The 18,161-nt window shown below is 60.5% G+C and carries 15 protein-coding genes; 5 read left to right on the plus strand and 10 right to left on the minus strand.

Translation table 11 applies throughout. From position 1 onward, the window contains the following. Nucleotides 1–126: 126 nt before the first annotated feature. Nucleotides 127–900: a hypothetical protein gene (locus tag FEF27_RS00300; protein WP_138168831.1), complete on the minus strand. Its 774-nt coding sequence runs from the start codon at nucleotides 898–900 to the stop codon at nucleotides 127–129. Nucleotides 901–959: 59 nt separating this feature from the next. On the opposite strand from FEF27_RS00300, the gene FEF27_RS00305 reads away from it, so the two are divergent. The 3 genes from FEF27_RS00305 (at nucleotide 960) to FEF27_RS00315 (ending at nucleotide 3,437) form a co-directional block, all read left to right on the plus strand. Beyond that, on the plus strand, nucleotides 960–1,505 hold the full coding sequence (locus FEF27_RS00305) for a peptidylprolyl isomerase (protein ID WP_138168832.1): 546 nt from the start codon (nucleotides 960–962) through the stop codon (nucleotides 1,503–1,505). 77 nt (nucleotides 1,506–1,582) lie between these two features. Further along, a complete protein-coding gene (locus tag FEF27_RS00310; protein ID WP_138168833.1) occupies nucleotides 1,583–2,368 on the plus strand; it encodes a rhomboid family intramembrane serine protease in 786 nt (261 codons plus the stop codon). Nucleotides 2,369–2,576: 208 nt separating this feature from the next. Continuing rightward, on the plus strand, nucleotides 2,577–3,437 hold the full coding sequence (locus tag FEF27_RS00315) for an NAD(P)H-binding protein (RefSeq protein WP_138168834.1): 861 nt from the start codon (nucleotides 2,577–2,579) through the stop codon (nucleotides 3,435–3,437). 18 nt (nucleotides 3,438–3,455) lie between these two features. Here the strand turns inward: FEF27_RS00315 and FEF27_RS00320 are convergent, their stop codons facing one another. The 6 genes from FEF27_RS00320 to FEF27_RS00345 form a co-directional block, all read right to left on the minus strand. Next, nucleotides 3,456–4,850 carry a cryptochrome/photolyase family protein gene (locus tag FEF27_RS00320; protein WP_138168835.1) on the minus strand — a complete coding sequence of 465 codons (1,395 nt, stop codon included), beginning with the start codon at nucleotides 4,848–4,850 and terminating at the stop codon, nucleotides 3,456–3,458. After that, a complete protein-coding gene (locus FEF27_RS00325) occupies nucleotides 4,847–6,436 on the minus strand; it encodes an SDR family oxidoreductase (RefSeq protein ID WP_341805532.1) in 1,590 nt (529 codons plus the stop codon). The genes FEF27_RS00320 and FEF27_RS00325 overlap by 4 nt, the downstream gene beginning before the upstream one ends. Before the next feature lie 176 nt (nucleotides 6,437–6,612). Further along, nucleotides 6,613–9,453 (minus strand): FAD-binding and (Fe-S)-binding domain-containing protein, encoded by a 2,841-nt coding sequence (locus tag FEF27_RS00330; RefSeq protein ID WP_138168836.1) that lies wholly within the window; start codon nucleotides 9,451–9,453, stop codon nucleotides 6,613–6,615. A 75-nt stretch (nucleotides 9,454–9,528) separates the two neighbouring features. Continuing rightward, nucleotides 9,529–10,398, minus strand: coding sequence for a fumarylacetoacetate hydrolase family protein (locus FEF27_RS00335; protein ID WP_138168837.1), 870 nt, complete (start codon nucleotides 10,396–10,398; stop codon nucleotides 9,529–9,531). A gap of 113 nt (nucleotides 10,399–10,511) precedes the next feature. Next, nucleotides 10,512–11,981 carry a M81 family metallopeptidase gene (locus tag FEF27_RS00340; protein WP_138168838.1) on the minus strand — a complete coding sequence of 490 codons (1,470 nt, stop codon included), beginning with the start codon at nucleotides 11,979–11,981 and terminating at the stop codon, nucleotides 10,512–10,514. Continuing rightward, nucleotides 11,978–12,358 (minus strand): RidA family protein, encoded by a 381-nt coding sequence (locus tag FEF27_RS00345; RefSeq protein WP_138168839.1) that lies wholly within the window; start codon nucleotides 12,356–12,358, stop codon nucleotides 11,978–11,980. The genes FEF27_RS00340 and FEF27_RS00345 overlap by 4 nt, the downstream gene beginning before the upstream one ends. 222 nt (nucleotides 12,359–12,580) lie before the next feature. Here FEF27_RS00345 and FEF27_RS00350 point away from each other — a divergent pair, with 222 nt between their 5' ends. Both FEF27_RS00350 and FEF27_RS00355 read left to right on the plus strand, forming a co-directional pair. Next, nucleotides 12,581–13,360 (plus strand): IclR family transcriptional regulator, encoded by a 780-nt coding sequence (locus FEF27_RS00350; RefSeq protein WP_138168840.1) that lies wholly within the window; start codon nucleotides 12,581–12,583, stop codon nucleotides 13,358–13,360. A 99-nt stretch (nucleotides 13,361–13,459) separates the two neighbouring features. Next, a complete protein-coding gene (locus tag FEF27_RS00355) occupies nucleotides 13,460–14,911 on the plus strand; it encodes a M81 family metallopeptidase (protein ID WP_138168841.1) in 1,452 nt (483 codons plus the stop codon). Between the two features lie 621 nt (nucleotides 14,912–15,532). Here FEF27_RS00355 and FEF27_RS13820 read toward each other — a convergent pair. The 3 genes from FEF27_RS13820 to FEF27_RS00370 form a co-directional block, all read right to left on the minus strand. Then, a complete protein-coding gene (locus FEF27_RS13820) occupies nucleotides 15,533–15,745 on the minus strand; it encodes a helix-turn-helix domain-containing protein (protein WP_138168842.1) in 213 nt (70 codons plus the stop codon). Nucleotides 15,746–16,414: 669 nt separating this feature from the next. Beyond that, nucleotides 16,415–17,413 carry a Gfo/Idh/MocA family protein gene (locus FEF27_RS00365; RefSeq protein WP_138168843.1) on the minus strand — a complete coding sequence of 333 codons (999 nt, stop codon included), beginning with the start codon at nucleotides 17,411–17,413 and terminating at the stop codon, nucleotides 16,415–16,417. After that, nucleotides 17,410–18,159 (minus strand): MBL fold metallo-hydrolase, encoded by a 750-nt coding sequence (locus FEF27_RS00370; protein WP_208009540.1) that lies wholly within the window; start codon nucleotides 18,157–18,159, stop codon nucleotides 17,410–17,412. The genes FEF27_RS00365 and FEF27_RS00370 overlap by 4 nt, the downstream gene beginning before the upstream one ends. Nucleotides 18,160–18,161 lie beyond the last annotated feature (2 nt).

An 18,161-nucleotide genomic window follows, 5' to 3' on the forward strand; every position in this document is an offset into this window, starting at 1 on the left:
CCGACGCAGCTTCTCCCGATAGTGGACCTCAGCAGGATCCGCTCCACGGGTGCGATGAGCGCGCATGAAAGAGGGCCCCACACCACCAGGTGCGGGGCCCTCTGACGGATGGGAGCCGGTTCAGCCTCAGGCAGCAGGCTTAGGGGACGGGACCTCTGCGCTTGCGGGCTTCGCGTCGGTATTGGTCTCCGCCTGAGCCGAGGGCTTGGGCGAATCGGCAGGAACGCTGGCCGAGGACACAGGCTCCGGCTTCTTCCACGGGTCCTCCACCGGCTTCGAGGCCCTCCAGGCCGCCACACCGGCAGTCACGCCGGCGGCGACGACACCGAAGACCAGCAGACCCTTCTTGCGGGACTTCGCCTTCTGCTGCTTCTTGAGCTCTTTGGCCGCCGCCTTAGCGGCCTTTTCAGAGTTCTTCCGCAGCTTCTTGACGATGTTCTTATCCCCGGTGGCCTTGACCAGTGCGGCCTCCACCCGCGGATCCACCTGCGCCTTGTGGATCAGTTTGGCAGTCTGATCCGCGTAGCCTCCCAATTTTGCTGAGGCGGCAGGCAGAGTGTTCTTGGTGAAATCTGCCTTGGCGTCGTCGTACTTTGCGACGATCCGCTGGACTTCCTTCTTGGCATTCGGCGGCAGCTTCTCATACTGCGCTGCGATACCTTCACCAGCCTGGGATGAAAATTCTTTGATCTTGGCACCAGCCACAGACGCACCATCATTCACCGCGTGAAGAGCTTTTGCCGAGGCATCCTGTACCTTCGGAGCACTCTTGCGGTAGGCGTCCTCCGCCCAGTCAGCGGCCGTACCAACCTTCGGCGCGGCCCATTCCTGAGCACTCTCGAGGCCGGCGAGCACGGTGTGCCCCCAGCTGTGGCTCGGTTTCTTCTTCTTACCGAACATGCATGTCCTCCGAATCAGGATGGGTTGCTCTCCTTAGCCTACATGGAACAATAGCCCCTATGACTGCTATTGCTACCCATAAAGCGACCATCAAGACCAACGCCGGCAACATTGTTGTCGAACTCTTCGGTCACCACGCCCCGGTGACGGTGGAGAACTTCGTGGGACTGGCCACCGGGGACAAGCCGTGGACCCACCCGGAGACCGGGGAGGACAAGACCGGCACCCCACTTTACGACGGTACGGTCTTCCACCGGATCATCAAGGACTTCATGATTCAGGGCGGGGATCCGCTGGGCCAGGGCGTGGGCGGACCGGGCTACCAGTTCGACGACGAGATTCACCCTGAGCTGGACTTCACCGAGCCCTATAAGCTCGCCATGGCCAATGCCGGCACCCGCAACGGCCAGGGAACCAACGGTTCTCAGTTCTTCATCACCTCTGTAGCCACCACCTGGCTGCAGGGCAAGCACAGCATCTTCGGCGAAGTCCGCGATGCCGAGAGCCGCAAGGTCGTCGATGAGCTCAACGCCGTGCCCACTGATATGCGTGACCGCCCCAAGCAGGACGTGGTCATCGAATCCATTGAAGTAGCCGCAGCCTGAGAACCTGTTTTCAGCATCACAGCAAAGAGGCCTATGTGCAGTGTCAGCGCTGCGATAGGCCTCTTTGCTCTGCCTGCATGATCGAAGCCCCGGTGGGATTCCAGTGCCCCGTGTGCCTGGATCAGGCCCGACGGCGCCGGCCCACCCCGCGGACGAGCTTCGGTGCGCGTACCGGCTCCGGGCGCCCGAAGGTCACCTACTCAGTGATCGGCATCTGCGTGGCGGTCTACCTGCTGCAGATCCTGCCAGGCGGTCAACTGCTCGGCGGACGTCCCGACCTGACGGAGATGTGGGCTTACGCCCCGGCCTACACTTCCGCCTGGTATCCAGTGTTCGAGCCGTGGCGGATGCTGACCTCGGCGCTGCTGCATCATCCGGGGAACGCCATGCACATCGCGTTCAACATGCTCGCACTGTGGTTCGTCGGCCGAGCCATGGAGCCTGAGATCGGCCGGACCCGTTTCATCACGCTGCTTGTTCTCTCTGCCTGGGGCGGATCCTTGGCGATCCTGATCAGCGCAGCCCTCGGGCTCTCGCACCCCTTTGGTCCCACAGTCGGTGCCTCCGGGGCGGTGTTCGGTCTGTTCGGAGCGCTGTTCATCCTGATGCGGTCCTCAGGTTCCGAAACCGGAGGAATTGTGGCGCTGGTGGGTATCAATATGGCGGTCAGCTTTTTGGTGCCCAATATTTCCTGGCAGGGCCACCTCGGCGGCCTGTTGACCGGCATCCTGGTGGCGTTAGTCATTTCCAGGGCACCGCGGAAGCACCGCACCCGCTGGACGGTGGGGGGACTCGCCGGGCTTGCGGTGACGCTCTTTCTGCTGACAGTCCTCGGCATCCAGCTGGTGCCCCTGCCCGCCTGAGGGGTCACTGCCCCGCAGAGCGTCCCGTCATTCCCCACGATTCCACACAGTCCTGTGGATAGCGCCCCTCGCCTGCCATGAGACCGTCCTAACAGCCCTGACATCAACGATGTGGTGAATTTCCGGGGAAGTTACACCAGTGTCATTTTCCACACTGTGGATAACTGTTGTGGATAACTTTCGCTGCCCGGGCGTTTAGGCTGGCTCCATGCACTTCCGCCCTGCTGAGGAACCTCCCACCCCACCGAGTCAGCATGTGCTGTTGGCTGGTTGCGGCGACCTGGGCGCAGCTGTGGGCCAGCTGCTGCACAAGGCCGGCCGTGAGGTCACCGGAGTCCGGCGTACCCCGCAGGCCGGGCAACTACCATTTCCGGTGATTGGGATGGACCTGGCGGACCCAGGGGCGCAGCAGCTTCCCGCCGCCGATGCGGTGGTGATCGCGCTGACGTCCGACACCCACGACGCCGCTGGCTATGAGCGGGCCTACCGGCGGACTCTGCGCGGCCTGGCGAAGGCACTGCCCGAACTCCCACAGCGGGTGGTGCTGGTCTCCTCCACTGGCGTCCTGGGCGAACACACCGGCCAGGTGGTCACTGAAGAGACAGAACCGCAGCCCGAGCGGGCGACCGGCCAGGTGCTGCTGGCAGCGGAACATGATGTGCAGGAACTCTTCAATTCAGTCACCATACTGCGGGCTGCTGGCATCTATGGGCCGGGGCGAACCCGCATCATCAAGCAGGTGCTCAATGGCACTCCGCTGGACCACCGGCGCATGACGAATCGGATCCACCGGGATGATCTCGCCGCCATTATTGTCCGTCTTCTTGATGCCGCAGCTCCACCTGCCCTGCTGCACGCAGTGGACACGCAGCCGGCCCCGCTGGGCGAGGTGGCCGAGTTCTTGGCCGGGCTTCTGGAGGTTCACGTGCCGGAGGATGTGGGCTCTGACAGGCCGCAGGGTAAGACGATTGACGGCGCGGCGCTGCAGCGGTTTCTCAATGGTGACCGGCTTCAGTTTCCGACCTACCGCGAGGGGTACTCCGATGTGGTGCAGAGCATGCGGGGATGAGACCTGCGGGTGGACTGCTCAGCGGCCGTCTCCCCTGAGGGCAGCGTAGTCAGCCAGGGCGTTCTGCCGCGAGAGCTGAAGATCCACCAACGGTTCGGGATATTCTGCGCTGTCGTGTTCGGGGACCCAGGTGCGGATATACCGGAAGTCGGGATCGAACCGCTTCTGCTGCCGTTCTGGGTTGAAGATCCGGAAGTAGGGCGCGGCGTCGGCCCCGCTTCCCGCCACCCACTGCCAGTTGACGGGATTGGATGCGGCATCGGCGTCGACCAGGGTGTCCCAAAACCACGCTTCCCCGGCACGCCAATGGATGCCGAGGTTTTTCACCAATAGGCTGGCTGTCACCATGCGCACGCGATTGTGCATATGGCCGGTCGCCCACAGTTCGCGGAGTCCGGCGTCCGCCAGCGGAAACCCGGTCTGGCCGGCAGTCCAGGCGCGAAAGGTCTGCGGGTCCTCCTCCGGCACCTTCCAGGGATAGTTGTCGAATTCAGCGCGCATGTTTGAACGAGGCAGCTCGGGGAAGTGATAGAGCAGGTGCCAGCTGAAGTCCCGCCACCCCAATTCGGTGCGGAACCGGGTCTTGCTCTCGGCGTGGGGGACGGCACCGGCGGAGTGCCAGACCTGCTGGGGACTTAACTGCCCAAAGCGCAGATAGGCAGACAGCCGCGACGTCGCGCCAGCCCCCGGGTACTGTGCCTGATCGTGGTAGCTGGCGGCCTGCTCTTCAATGAACGTCTCGAGCCGATGATGGCCGCCCGCCTCCGTGGGGTCCCAGATCGTGGGCCAAGTGTGCGCCCAGTTTGGGGCGGTGGGCTGCAGGCTGAGGCTCTCGATCTCGCCCAGAGACACCCCTGATTCGGTGAGGGCAGAAGTGGATTGGTTCAACTCCCCCAACGGCTGCGGGGCGTCCTGCGGCGGCGGAATGTCCCGCTGACTGAGTGCTTTCCAGAAAGGGGTGAAGACCTTGTACGGGCCGCCGGTGGTGGTCTGGATGGTCCAAGGCTCATGCAGCAGGGTTGCTGAAAAACTCTCGGCGGTGAGACCCCGATCTCTCAGCTCTCGCTTCACACCGGCGTCGAGCTCGCGCTCGGCTCCTCCGTACCGGCGCGACCAGTGCACCCGGTCCGCGCCGGTATCCGCCGCCAGCGCCGGCAGCAGTGCGTGGGGGCCTCCTTGGCGAATGAGGAGCGGAATTCCGCAGGCAGCCAGATTCTCCCGAAGTGAGCACAGCGCCTGATGCAACCACCATTTCGCGGCACCGCCGAGGGGGCGGATGCCGGGGGTGTGCTCATCCAGGATGTAGACCCCCAAAATGTCTCCGGGCGCTTCCGCGTGCTTCCGCGCGGCCAGCAATGAGGGGTTGTCCGCTGCGCGGAGGTCATCGCGGAACCAGTGAAGCGTCCGAGTCATCGAACTTCTTCCGTCGGACCTGGCGTTGTGGCTGACTCGGCCTGCCGGGCGGCCTCGATGATGTTCTGCAGCATGGTGGGGAAGATCGCCCGGTGGAACGGTGCCATGGAAGCCCAATACAGGCGGCCGCGCATGTTCTGTGCGTAGAACACTGCCCGCTGGGTCAGCCGGATGGTGCCGCGGGGCCTGCCATTATCGGCGTCCTCCACAGTGAACTCCAACCAAGCATGGCCTGCGACTTTCATCTCTGCCCGCAGCAGGAGGCGGTGTCCCGGCTCCAGTTTCTCCACCCGCCACCAGTCCACGGGATCTCCCACCCGCAGCGAATCCGGCAGTCGGCGTCCACGGTTGAGACCGACGCCGCCGACCAGCTTGTCCCACACGCCGCGAATTTTCCACGCCCAAGGCCAAGAGTGCCACCCGTTGGCACCCCCGATGCTTTCCACAACGTCCCAGACTGCCTCTCGACTGACCTGATCGGTTTCGACGCTGCGGACATCTTCAAACCGGGGAAGCCCCGCCCATTCCGGATCCGAAGGCAGCGAGCCGGCGGACTGATCAAGGGGGCCCACATCAGCGTCCCACGTGGTGTCCACCTCGCCCTCATTCTCGCGGCGAAGCGCGAGTGTCACCGCCTCCCGGTAGTTCAGCAGACCTGCCGGTGGGGGTGGGATGAACTGGTCCACATCTCTGTTATTGGTCACGGCGTCGTTCTGCAGGGAACGTACCAGTGGAATGGTGAGTGCCATGGGCAGGGGTGTGACCAGTCCTACCCATATGCCTGAAAGTGTGGCCGCTGGAAGTGGCAGGGCGAGCACTCTCCGCGGATGAAGGCCCGCGATGTCGGCGAATTCCTTCATGACGTCGGAGTACTTCATCGCCTCCCCTGAGCCGATGTCGAGTATCTGATTAATGTCCTCGGGGGTGTCGGCGGCGGCGAGGAGGTAGTGCAGGACATCGCGGATGGCGATCGGCTCCACTTGGTTGCCGACCCAGTCGGGGGCGGGCATGACTCGCAGGGCCAATGCCAGGTGGCGGATCATCTCGAAAGACGCAGAGCCGGAACCGATGATGATTCCCGCCTGAAACGCCACGGTGCTGACGGGGGACTCGAGCAAGATTCTGGCCACCTCGGCCCTCGAGCGCATGTGCGGGGAGAGCTTCACGCCGTCCGGGTGCAGACCGCCCAGGTAGATGATGCGCCGGACACCCTCTCGGTGCGCAGCGGCAGCTATCTGACGTGCGGACTCGGCTTCGCGCTCTTCGAAGTCACCCCCGCCACCCATGGCGTGCACCAGGAGGTAGACCACCTCCATGCCGCGCATGGCGTCGTCGAGCCCCATGTTGTCCTCGAGGTCCACGTGGCGAATCTCTACCTGATCAGCCCAGGGAGCATGCTGCATCTTGTTCACGGACCGGGCTGCCGCCCTAACCTGGTGCCCGGCTTGGAGCAGACGCGGAACCAGGCGCCCGCCGATGTACCCGGTGGCTCCGATCACCAGGACCTTCTTCGGATGGGAGCTGGGCGTGATCTGCTCTTTGCCCATCCTGGCCTGATGTGCGCCGCCTCGTGACGGATGATCCACGGCAAACCTCCCACGCCTCGGTGCCCGGAGGCACCAGGATTGGTGAAGCGCTGATGCCGCGAGTCGGTCGAAAGAACATCTTCATCCTACGGACCAGTTCGTTGATGGTCTCACCGGTGGCCGACTTGATCCTGATCCCGCTGGCGCGGGCTCGTTGCCATGCGAGGAATGTCGAGTTAGGTCGTGACGTCCTCGAGGATTTCGATGATATGACGGTAGGGCTCACCGGTGGCACGAGACATTCCGATTTCACAGGTGCGGTTGGTCGAGGCGTGAGCGTGGGCTCCAAACTCCCGTACTTCAACAGCCTGGACGGCGGTCGCCGAGGCGGTCAGCTCGGGCCGGAGCATGCCACGGTCACCGGCGAAGCCGCAACAGCTCCAGGAATCCGGAATGTACACGGTCCCGCTGACGGCCTCAGCGATCTGGGTCAAGGCGGCATTGCTCCCGCCCCGCGTGGAGGAACAGGTCGGATGCAGAGCCAATGAGGGGATACGACTGGCGTCAACGATCGGTAAGAGTCCCTTCTCCGTTAGCGCGGGCAATAACGTATCGGCAGTGAAAGCCACAGCATCTATGACCTCGAGCTCGCTGTCGGCAAGCAGACTCTCCAGGCCTTCAGTACAGGAGGAGGCATCACTGACAACTGGGATACTGCCGCCTACGGTGGCGTCATTCAGAGACTTGAGCACCTTCGTGCGCATCTGCTGGTAGCCGGAACTCTGGCCCTTAGATTTCCACGGCGTCCCGCAACACAGCGCGGGGATATCGCGTGGAGTCCGCAAGGCGATTCCAGCCTGAGCGCACAGCCGACGGAACGCTCCAGCGACCCCTGGGGCCTCAGGTTGAATGTCCGACTCGGGGTTAGCGCCGAACATGGTGTTGGTACAACTGGAGAACCACACAAACTCAGCCTGCGGATGTCGGATGACGGATCGGCGTCGTCCCCCCGGCGGAAGATCCTTGGTGTACAGGGGCACGGTCTCCGCCCCCAACACGGAGCGAGCAACCGCTGAGGTTCCGGTGGGTAACGGTGAAGGGACCATATTGGAGACGGTCAAAGCGAGCGCACCCGCGCGGCTGGCCGTTCCCCAGCTCTGCGCCGCGGTATTCCACGCATGCTGCTGGAGGCGTGTACTGTTTTCCTCCCGCAATCGGCGGACCAAGTCGCCTGTGTTGATGAACACCGGACACGCCGTTTCACACATGCCGTCCACCGCGCAGGTGTCGATACTGTCGTACTGATACTCCTCCCGGAGCGTGGCAGCCAGGCCAGTCTCACCGGCGGCCTCCGCCCGGGCTATTTCACGGCGGAGCACGATCCTCTCCCGGGGGGTGGTGGTGAGGTCTTTACTAGGACAGACTGGTTCACAGTAGCCGCACTCGACACAGCGATTGACCTCCTCCTCCACCTCTGGTGTCGTCTTCAGATGGCGCAAATGGGTCTCCGGGTCCGCAGTGAGCAGCACCCCGGGGTTAAGGAGGTTGTCGGGGTCAAGGAGGTTTTTGATGCGCCACATGACCTGGTAGAGGTCTTTACCTACCTGGCGCGGGACGAAGGGAGCCATGACGCGGCCGGTGCCATGCTCGGCCTTCAGCGTTCCACCGCGGGAGAGTACCGCATCGACCATGTCCTCGGTGAAGGCCTTGTAGCGCGCCACACCCTGACCGTGGTCGGCAAACTCCTCGGTGATCATGAAATGGATATTGCCGTCTTTCGCGTGGCCGAAGATTACCGCGTCGGCGTAGCCGTACTTGTTGAACAGTGTAGTGAGCGCCCGGCAAGTCTCGCCCAGCCGGTTCAGTGGCACTGCAATGTCCTCCAGCAGCGCGGTGGTGCCTGATTTCCGACTGCCCGCCACCGCGGCAAACAACCCCTTACGGGTGCGCCAAAAAGCGGCTCGCCGTGCGCGATCGGTGGTGAACTCGACCGCAGTGGTGAGCGGAAGGCCTGCCCACACCGGTGCGCCGACCTCGAGACGCTCAATCAGCTCCTCCTTCTCTTGTTCTTGAAACTCCATCAACAGCGCACAATGGTTGTGGACCTTGAGAGCCAAAATTTCTTCCGGGGAGGCAGGGTCACGCTGGGCCACCAGCAGACTGGTAGCGTCCATCAGCTCGATCGTAACCGCTCCTGTAGCCGCCAAACGTGGCAGTGCGGCGGTGGCGGCGTCCAGGTCTTCGAAGATCAGCAAGCCGGTGGCCGTGTGTGGTTTAACAGGGAGGGTGCGGAAGGTTGCCTCCGCCAAGAACCCAAGAGTCCCTTCGCTGCCGACACAGAGACGCTCCAGAATCTTGACCGGTTCGTCAAAATCCAGGAAAGAGTTGAGACCGTACCCCATGGTGTTCTTGATGGAGTGCAATTCTTCGATGCGTGCGACCATATTCTGGTCGCTGCGCAGCTCGTCCCGCAGCTCCTTGAGACTAGAATGGATCCTAGGCTCGTCACGGCGCAGGACCGCGTCAGCGTCGGGTATGCCGGTGTCCACCACAGTCCCACTAGGCAGCACAAGAACTAGGGAGTCCAGGGTGCGGTAAGTGTTGGCTTCAATGCCGCAGGCCATGCCCGAAGAGTTATTGGCCACCACTCCCCCGATAGTGCATGCGATTTCACTGGCCGGGTCAGGACCCAACTTGCGACCATGGCGGGCCAGCCGCGCATTAACTGCTTGTAGCACTGCACCCGGGCCGCAGCGAACCGTAGCACCGTCATTAGACACCGCGATGTCCCGGAAGCGACGGCGCGTGTCAACCAGTAGCGCATCAGTGACAGCTTGACCCGACAGACTTGTGCCTCCGGAGCGGAACGTGAGAGGCACGCCGTTGTGTCGAGCGACGTCGAACAGTGCCCTCATCTCCATAATCGAAGCAGGCTGGACCACCGCCTGCGGGGTCAGCAGATAATGTGAGGCATCATGAGCGGCGGCCAGCCGGTCGCTGGCCCGGAGGCCGACGTCGTCAACCGCATCCTGCAGGGCGGTGGACAGGGCGGGGTCTATATCTTCCAACGGGAGCATTCGGAATCGGGCAGAGTGCCGTAGTCGACCACTACCCTTCCCCCTTTCAATCCGCATGGGGATTCGATTGCGCGTCTAATTAGCGATGAAGGTTTGGCGGAGCTCCCCGAGACCCGTGATGCGCGAGGTGAGAACGTCACCCGGCTGCAGCCAACGCTCCGGAGTGCGGCCTAGCCCGACCCCCTCTGGAGTGCCAGTCAGCACAAGGTCCCCTGGGAAAAGAGTCATGACCGCGGATAGTTCTGCAAGCAGAGCGCCCACTGGGAACAGCATGGACTTCGTAGTGGAGTGTTGCACAGACTCGCCGTTAATCTCGCAGTCAAGAGTGAGGTCATCTTTGTCGGGCAGGACGTCCAGCGTTGTAAGCCACGGTCCACTTGGTAAGAAACCCGGAAAAGACTTACCCAAAGAGAACTGTGGGGCAGGACCGCGCAACTGCAAAACCCTTTCAGAGATGTCTTGAGTCACAGTGTATCCGGCAATTCCACGGATGGCCGAGGCCTCATCCACCTGAGAGAGCCTAGAGCCGATAATTACCCCGAGTTCTATCTCCCAGTCTGTGTGTCCTCCAGCCGGAAGATTCACCTCAGTAAGCGGGCCGCTCAGCGATGAGACGAACTTCGTGAAAATCGGCGGCAGCTCATCCGGGCGGTCGAATCCCGACTCGTCGATGTGCTTACCATAATTAAGACCCGCGGCGACGATTTGCCGAGGCTCGGGCGTAGGAGGACCCAGGTGCAGGGGGTCCACGGGGGACGCTTCCGACGTCGCCACCTCTACCGTCTCGGCCCAAGTTTGAAACTCGTTCCAAACCTCGTAGATACCTGCCAGGCTAGGTCCAAATTGACCATTGGATGCAGTTGCAACATCGGTTCCCGCAGTTGCTTGCAGGGTGCTGTCGTCGGTGACGAGGGTGGCGCGGTTCGCGACGTTTGCCAGACGCATAAAGTTCCTCTTTCGAACGTTTGGGGACAACTAATGTGGGAGGGTCAAGTCCCGCTCAAGCCCAGCACCAACCAATGATCTACTTTCAATCTGGGCGTGGAAAGCGTTTCAAACTAAGTTTCGAAGGGAAACATCGGTTGGCGGCGGTGGCGGTAGGTGAACGTCGACAAGTCAGCGCTGGTGACCCCGGGGCTGGCGACATAGATCATTTCAGCAGCAATAGGCTCGAATGCCGCACGCGGAGAATTAGCCCCCTTGGCCACGATTGCACGTTGACGCATAGGGTCGAGCCCGACGGCGCGTAATTGCTGAAGGCTGACATTCCCATGGGGCCTGGATGCCAGCAATAAATTGTGATCATCATCGGTGCGCAACAATGCCGTCGGGCCGGTGTCGAAGAACCGAAAGCCTCCATGGGTGGACTCCGTATCTTCCCACTGCCCGTCACTCAGGAGCCGGACCTGGCCACGAACACGGACCGGCGTCCCATGGAGATCGTCGGTCTTGCCGCCAACATGGACCTCGACGATACTACCGACTCCAGCACTCATGCACGTTTGGACCGCACCGGGATCGCTGATGGAACAGAACATGTCTCGCACACCAATCCGTTGGGCGGCGGAAAGTATATGTGTGGAGTCACCGGGACTCCCAGCTCCCACGTTATCCCCAGTGTCTAGTAACACCACTGGGCCTCTCTTGGCGTCGGCTGCGTGTTGCACCGCCTCTTCGATAGGGACTCCGAATCCTTCGCAGTGCTCCCTGAGATCCCATATAAGATTCGTGAGTTTACTCGTGATCTGTCTTGCTAGGAGATCGTCATTATCTGTGATCGCAACAACACTCATACCCATCTCATGCACGTCGGCGTAGGGGTAGCCCTCGACCACGCTCACTGAGAGCACCCCAGGCCTCTGCTCTTCAGCTCTAGCTGCGGCCAAGATCTTGCTCATTGGGAAATCTGATGTGCCCTGTCGCAGAATATTTATCGCAATGGGTATCATTTCAAAGGCCGAAGTCGGGCGAACCTCGTTGCGATGTGTTTGAACCATGAGGATCCCTGCACGTTTCGCTTGTTCACGAGCGTCAATGTGAGGATTCGTTTGATAGACGGTCATGACATCGACGCCCTGATGCATGGGATCAGAGACGTTAGCGTGCATGTCTAACGTGACTCCGATGAGACATTGCGGGCCAACAAGCTCGCGCACCCGGCGAATGATCTCACCATCAGCGTCGGGGTGTTCGGTGGAAACGGCGGCACCGTGCAATGCGAGGAGAACGCCATCCCACGGACCATGATCCCTCAACAGATCCAGCATCTGCCCAAGTAGGTATTCGAAAGCATCGGCGGTAATGGGACCCATTGGAGTTACACGAGAAAAGAGTAGCGGCACCACATCGATAGTGAGCTCGTTGTGACCCAACTCAAGAAAGCCGCTGATGGTAGCCTCAGCGTCGCCATATTGCTCCACAATCTCCGGACCAAGAAGGATTCCCGCCCATTGCCACTCTTCCAGGTCCGCGAGACTAGTGGAGAAAGTATTGGCCTCGTGGCTGATTCCTAGTGTGGCAATCTTCATGACGACGAGGGCCGGTAGGCGACCACATCGACCTCATATTTCAGTGATCCGATGCCACCAGAAGTAGTAGTACGGGCCGGCAACGGCTCTTTGAAGTAATCGGGATAGAGCTCATTGTATTCATCTCGAAAGGCCATATCTCCCAGATATGAGCGGACCTGAACGACGTCGTCGAGGGTAGCCCCTGCAGCACCGAGGATACGCTCGACATTGGCCATTGAACGTGCCATTTCGCCTGCGAAATCATCTGCAACGTATGCTCCCGCATCGTCCACGGAAGCTTGGCCGGACACAAAAATGAAATCGCCTGCCCGGACAGCCGGAGAGAAGGGCAAGTGGCTCACGGGAATGTTGCCGGTCACTGGAGTGCGTGGCATAGATTCTCCTCTAGTATTTCGCCTCAATTGACAGGCCACATTGGACCTGGCACTACGGATGTCTCTTCGCATGCTGGGCAGCAATCCACTGTATAGACTACACTATCCAGTGAGTGGAACACTGAAAGTCTCTAGTCGCTAAGGTTTCGCGTGTACTGTCATACAAGTAGCGACGCGAAGCATCGCTGCATCTGATCGCACCCGGCCAAGTCAAGGGGAAGTGTGACCAACACAGAAGAAAGTACAGATCCGGTTCAGGGCGTTTATCCGATCCGCGCGGTGGATCGAGTTTGTGACATCCTGGACACCCTAACCAACGCCTCGGAGCCGGTAGCCCTCCCGGATGTGGCCGCGGCCACTCATTTGCCTAAGAGTTCAGCATTCCGTTACCTCGCCGCACTCGAAGCTCGACATTACGTCGAGCGAACCTCAGATGGTGGGGCGTATCGATTGGGCTTAGCCTTCCGCCCGCAGGACACTCGCGCGATAGATCAGCTGAGCGAAGCTTCCCGGCCGGGTCTTACTGCTCTACGGGATCGGCTCAAAGAAACTGTAAATCTGGGGGTCCTGGATGGCAGCAACGTGGTTCATACAGTTGTCGTTGAGTCCCCCCATATGATGCGCTTGGCTGCCAGAGTAGGGGAAAGGGGACACGTCCACGCCACGGCGCTGGGGAAGGCAATGTGCGCTCAACTGCCTGATGAGCAAGTGCGTTCGATCCTCAAGGTGGGGGGCATGCCCGCATTCACCTCCGCAACAATCACCGACATGGGCTTGTACCTAACTGAACTCGAGAATGTACGAGCACGAGGCTGGGCCATGGACGATGAGGAAAACCAGATGGCGGGGCGATGTATCGCCGTCGTTATACCCGATATTCCATTCCCGGCGGGCATTAGCGTCAGCGCGCCACTTGATCGTATGCCAGTGGAACGTATCGACGAAGTGGCAACTGACCTAAAGCGCACGGCCAAAGCTATCGCCCGCAAATTGCGGGGATGACCGCCCACCAGGGAGAAGTTGACTGACTAGACCTCGGAATGCAAGTCCAGTAACCACTTTGAACACTATGCGTCTTTCCTGACTGGGAGGTATCGAGAAGTGAGTAGCATCCGCCGTCGGCGTGTGGGCATCCTGGGTTTTTGGCATGAGACCAATACTTTCTCCACCTCGCCAACCACTATTGAGCAGTTTCGCGAGTTTGAGTTGTCTGCCGGCTCGGCCCTGGCGGAGAAGAACGCCCATGTGGGTTCTGTAATTGGCGGTTTCCTCGACGCTACACACTTCGATCTTGTCCCCATCTTCTCCGCGGGCGCTTGGCCGTCGGGACCCATCGAAGAAGATACTATGGGGGAACTTCTCGACCGGGCACGGCAAGAATTGATTCGTGCAGGGGGCCTCGATGGGATTCTGCTAAATCTGCACGGCGCAATGGTCGCAAAACAGTTCAAAGACGCGGAGCTCAGTGCGTTGGGACTGGTACGGGAAATTCTCGGGGAGATCCCAGTCTCGGGAGTCTTGGACTTGCACGCGAATCCAGCACCAGAACTCATCGCGGGCATAGACACGCTCGTCAGTTACGACACGTATCCACACATTGATATGCGTGAACGAGGGGTGGAAGCCGCGCAATTGCTCACCACCGTGCTCGGCGGCACCCCACTACGCTCTCAAATCCGTAAGGTTCCTTTACTAGTCGCCCCTATCGCTCAAGGTACAGACCTCGACCCCATGCGTCTTCTGCAAGCACGCGCGAATAGACGCGCAAAGGACGCAGGGTTGCACCGCGTGTGCGTAATCGGGGGTTTTGCCTATTCTGACGTCACTCGGGCAGGGATGAGCGTCATGGCCGTTCACGACGAAGCACATGCTCAAGCCGCTTCCGAGGTGTTGGACGCGACAGTCGCCGACATCGAAAATCATGCCCACGATTTCGAAGTGGTCAGGGACAGCCCTTCTGTCGCGGTCGATCGCGCATTGGAAGCCGAGGCCCACCCAGTGGTATTGGTAGATGTGGCCGACAACGTGGGAGGAGGCTCCCCGGGGGATGGCACGGCCTTACTTTCAGAACTCTTACGAGGTGGGGCGTCCGGTGCCGTAGTTCCAATCATCGATCGCGATGTCGCGGAGCTTGCCCAAGAGCTGGGAGAAGGCGCGGTGATCGAAACGTCGGTGGGGGGGAAGACCGACAGGCGGCACGGGACGCCGGTACCGATCCAGGGTCATGTCGTGCGGATAACTGATGGTCGCTACCGCACAGCGGGTCCTTGGATGACCGGTCGAGAATTCTCTATGGGCACCACGGCAGTCATCGAGGTCGGCGGTGTCACGCTCCTGGTTATGTCGGAACGAACGCCAGCATTCCACTCCGAACAGTTCACCAGCCAGGGCATAGACCCCACACGGGCGAGTATCATCGTGGTCAAAGGCGCCCTGGCCTGGAGGGCTGCTTTCGGCCGCCTAGCGGGCGAGGTTATTGAGGTCGCCGGCCCAGGAATCACCCCGGTAGATGTGAATGCACTACCAAGACAAACTACGCCCATGACGTTTTGAGGTTCATCGCACTGCTCATGTTTCTAAGAGCGGCGCCATCCGAGAAAATCGCAGTATCACTTCTGAACAACAGCTATGCGGGCGATTTCATCCGCGTGGCCCCGGTGACGTCGGCGCTCTGCTCGCCAGTACTGCCGCAGCAGGTCATTGAGCTGCTCGTTGCTTCTGTCAAAGATGGGGCGAGTTCTAACCAACGGCGCAACACGGGTGGATTTCACGGGACTACCAGTGCGGTGAAACCTCGAGCCGGTGTCTGGTCATTCAGCACCTGACGCGTTCGGGTATTGAACTGGGGTTCAACCCCCAGCAGGCATCCGCTGCTCAAAAGAGGGCGTCGCCGCTGACGCACCCGGTAGGCCCGACGGCGCTCTCGGCCGGTCCGTAGCGGGGCACGACAATGCGGCGCCAGCGGAGACGGCCGCAAGAAAGCCGGTCTCGGCTCGTAGATCGCCTGGTGGATGCTGTCGGGGCGCAACGGCATAAACGGTCCTCAGGGAGGCGCAAGTGTCGCGAGATCCTGTCCGGACTCCACCTCTGGGCTAAGAGCTCATCGACGGCGGCAGCCAGCATCGCAGTTGTATGCAGCCGACGCTAGTGATGGCGCGCTCCTTTCGCAACCGCTTACCGGTGGGCCTCAAAGGACCTGTGAGTACCATCCATTCGAAGGGTGCGGCAAGACTCCCGAGAGATTGTCGAGGGGCTGCGAGACACCTCGGTGGCGATCGTGCGGATACTTGCGCCTAGCTGATGCAGATCCGCGAGTTGGATCCTCTCCTCCGGGGACAAGACTCGGGCGCTGATTCGGCGAATCTTAAGTCGCTGCAACGGAGCCACGACTCCGACTGCTTGACCGTGACGATACGTATTCTAGCCATGGCGCCAGTCATTACCCGCGCTGCGGGGGACTCCGACCTCAGGGGCTGCAGCGATGATCGACCAGCCACGTTCGCGGAACTGCTTGAACCGGGCACGCTGAGCCGACAACGCGCGACGCCTCGGGCCCTTCTTCACTCGACACGATGACAAAATGTACTTCATTCTCCGAGATTTGTCGCGATCATGACTAGAAACCACCCGGTAGTTGGGTGTCCATTATTCACGAGTGGTCCACCGCTTCCGCGTTGCCAGCGGCTCTTCGCCTCACTGCAGTCACCAGCAGCGCCCAATAAGTACCTAGACCACACGCTCTTTCGCGGGGGTTGTCGGCATCGAGGTCGGCATCATGGCTTCACCTGACTTGGCTCATGGTCTCTGATTTTCGAGGTCGAGGGCCTGTGCTTCCTTGTGTTNTCGACCAGTGCCCCTACAGGATTCCCTAATACTCGGTGGTTTTTGCGATCATCACCTCATACTGTCGCTATTAATTCATTCAAGACAACTTTGCCCTACAACTCCAAGAGGCTAGGTTTGGCCTGACAATTAGTTCCCCAGGCCGCGCCCATGAACCGTGCCGAGTCCACGACAATAGCTTCATGGAAGCCCACGGTGCGCATGGCTCGAACGCTAGTCAATCGTGATAGGAGCGCGAGTCTGAATTGACTCACGTATTGCGTGAACAACCTGCTCAGTTTGACGTGCGTCGGCTAGCGTCATCGTCGGAATCCCGCCTGACTCTACGCAATCTAGGAAGTGGCTAATGCTAGAACGCAGATCTCCCCCTACCCCATCCCGACCAGAGGGCCAATGTACGAGGTCCGGACGTTGGAGGCCACACTCTCCTACGAACGAAAGTCCTTGGTCGGCCCCTTCGATCGTTGCCGAACCACCGGTGCCAATTACCTTGAACCCTGCATCAAGTGGCGCCGGCACAGATGAGGGCAGCACCCAGCTTGTATCCAACGAACCGATCACTCCATTTGCAAATTGCAGCGTCGCCACTACAGCGTCTTCGTGTCCCCATTGAGCTGATTGTCCACCAATTCCTTCGGCATATACGCGGGTAATTGGCGCACCTATAACCCAGGCCATTGCGTCAATGTCATGAATGGCAGTCGAAATCAGCAGATTGGTCCAAGGCCCCAACTGTTGGACTCCAGCGGCCGTACCCCGGCGGTGTGCGGAAATGGTCCGCACCGTGCCCAACCGCCCTTGTTGGACGGCCTCTTGCACCTTGAGGAAACGCGGATCGCTGCGCAATATGAAGTTCACCATAATTGTGCCAGCGCAGCCGGCCATCTTGTCGACGAAATCATCGGTTTGCGCCAAACTCGGGGTCAAAGGTTTCTCTAATAGAATGTGACATCCGGCGCGCCCGACCACAAGGCTGGGCTCCAACCGCGCATGTTCCGGCACAGCGATAGTGACAACATCCGGGCGGGCCTGCTCGACGAGTTCCTCGGCATTGCGAAATACGGCTACCCCCAGCTCCGCGGCTACTTGCTCTGCCCGCTTCGAATCGGCATCAACCACACCGACCAGTTCAGTACGAGCATCGCGGGCGTAGACCGCCGCATGGAGCGCCCCAATGCGCCCCGTTCCGATTACGCCTGCACGCAGTCTCATATGGGTGCACCTGGACGAAATGCACGGTCGTGGCCGGGGAAAACAACTGTAGGTTTGAGGTCGTGAATAGCCTGCAGACTTCGAGCCATCTGCTCACGTTGTGCACCGGCGTACCAATGTCCCAGTTCCTGGGTCTCGAACTCTCGGCGGGTCATGGCTGCATCACCAGTGGCTATGTAGCGCTCGACGTCAGTCTCAATAAGAACGCTAATTGATCCTGGCGTGTGCCCCGGTGTGGAAATTGCACGGACTCCCGTGCAAAGCTGCAGGCTTCCCCCCAACGGAACTTCCGTGGTGGAGCCGGCCCCGCTGATCATGGCCTCAGTCTTGGAGTTCCCATAGATTTCCCGGGCGAACTCCAGCTCGCCCTCGCCAACGACGAGTTCGGCACCTTCGAAGACTGATACCCCAGCCATGTGGTCGTGATGGCAATGGGTAGCGACGACGAGATCAACCTCGTTCGTGTCCACCCCCAGCTTGTGTAAAGCGCTGGGCAATATCCCGTAACTCGACGTGTGATGATTTCCTGGGTCAACCACAATGGTCTTCTCTCCTCGGATCAACAAAGTGGTAGCCACCGGCAAGAACCCGAGATTAGAGTCAAAGACGGTGTCGCGCTTGGGATCGATCCCGAATCGCTTTTCCATCTCGTCCAATTGGGAGTCCGCTCCCGCCGCGAAGTGGTACGAAATCTCATTGCCGATAAGGCTGAAGCGCAGCACGATCGGTTGTATTGCTACGTCCACGT

It is taken from the genome of Nesterenkonia sphaerica (assembly GCF_005771565.1).
GTDB classification, from domain to species: domain Bacteria; phylum Actinomycetota; class Actinomycetes; order Actinomycetales; family Micrococcaceae; genus Nesterenkonia; species Nesterenkonia sphaerica.

Excerpts from the sequence above, each read along its gene's own strand:
- FEF27_RS00365 (WP_138168843.1), bottom strand. The coding sequence starts at position 17,413 with ATGAGACTGCGTGCAGGCGTAATCGGAACGGGGCGCATTGGGGCGCTC.
- FEF27_RS00315 (WP_138168834.1), top strand. The coding sequence starts at position 2,577 with ATGCACTTCCGCCCTGCTGAGGAACCTCCCACCCCACCGAGTCAGCAT.
- FEF27_RS00340 (WP_138168838.1), bottom strand. The coding sequence starts at position 11,981 with ATGAAGATTGCCACACTAGGAATCAGCCACGAGGCCAATACTTTCTCC.
- FEF27_RS00335 (WP_138168837.1), bottom strand. The coding sequence starts at position 10,398 with ATGCGTCTGGCAAACGTCGCGAACCGCGCCACCCTCGTCACCGACGAC.
- FEF27_RS00320 (WP_138168835.1), bottom strand. The coding sequence starts at position 4,850 with ATGACTCGGACGCTTCACTGGTTCCGCGATGACCTCCGCGCAGCGGAC.
- FEF27_RS00305 (WP_138168832.1), top strand. The coding sequence starts at position 960 with ATGACTGCTATTGCTACCCATAAAGCGACCATCAAGACCAACGCCGGC.
- FEF27_RS00330 (WP_138168836.1), bottom strand. The coding sequence starts at position 9,453 with ATGCTCCCGTTGGAAGATATAGACCCCGCCCTGTCCACCGCCCTGCAG.
- FEF27_RS00300 (WP_138168831.1), bottom strand. The coding sequence starts at position 900 with ATGTTCGGTAAGAAGAAGAAACCGAGCCACAGCTGGGGGCACACCGTG.
- FEF27_RS00345 (WP_138168839.1), bottom strand. The coding sequence starts at position 12,358 with ATGCCACGCACTCCAGTGACCGGCAACATTCCCGTGAGCCACTTGCCC.
- FEF27_RS00310 (WP_138168833.1), top strand. The coding sequence starts at position 1,583 with ATGATCGAAGCCCCGGTGGGATTCCAGTGCCCCGTGTGCCTGGATCAG.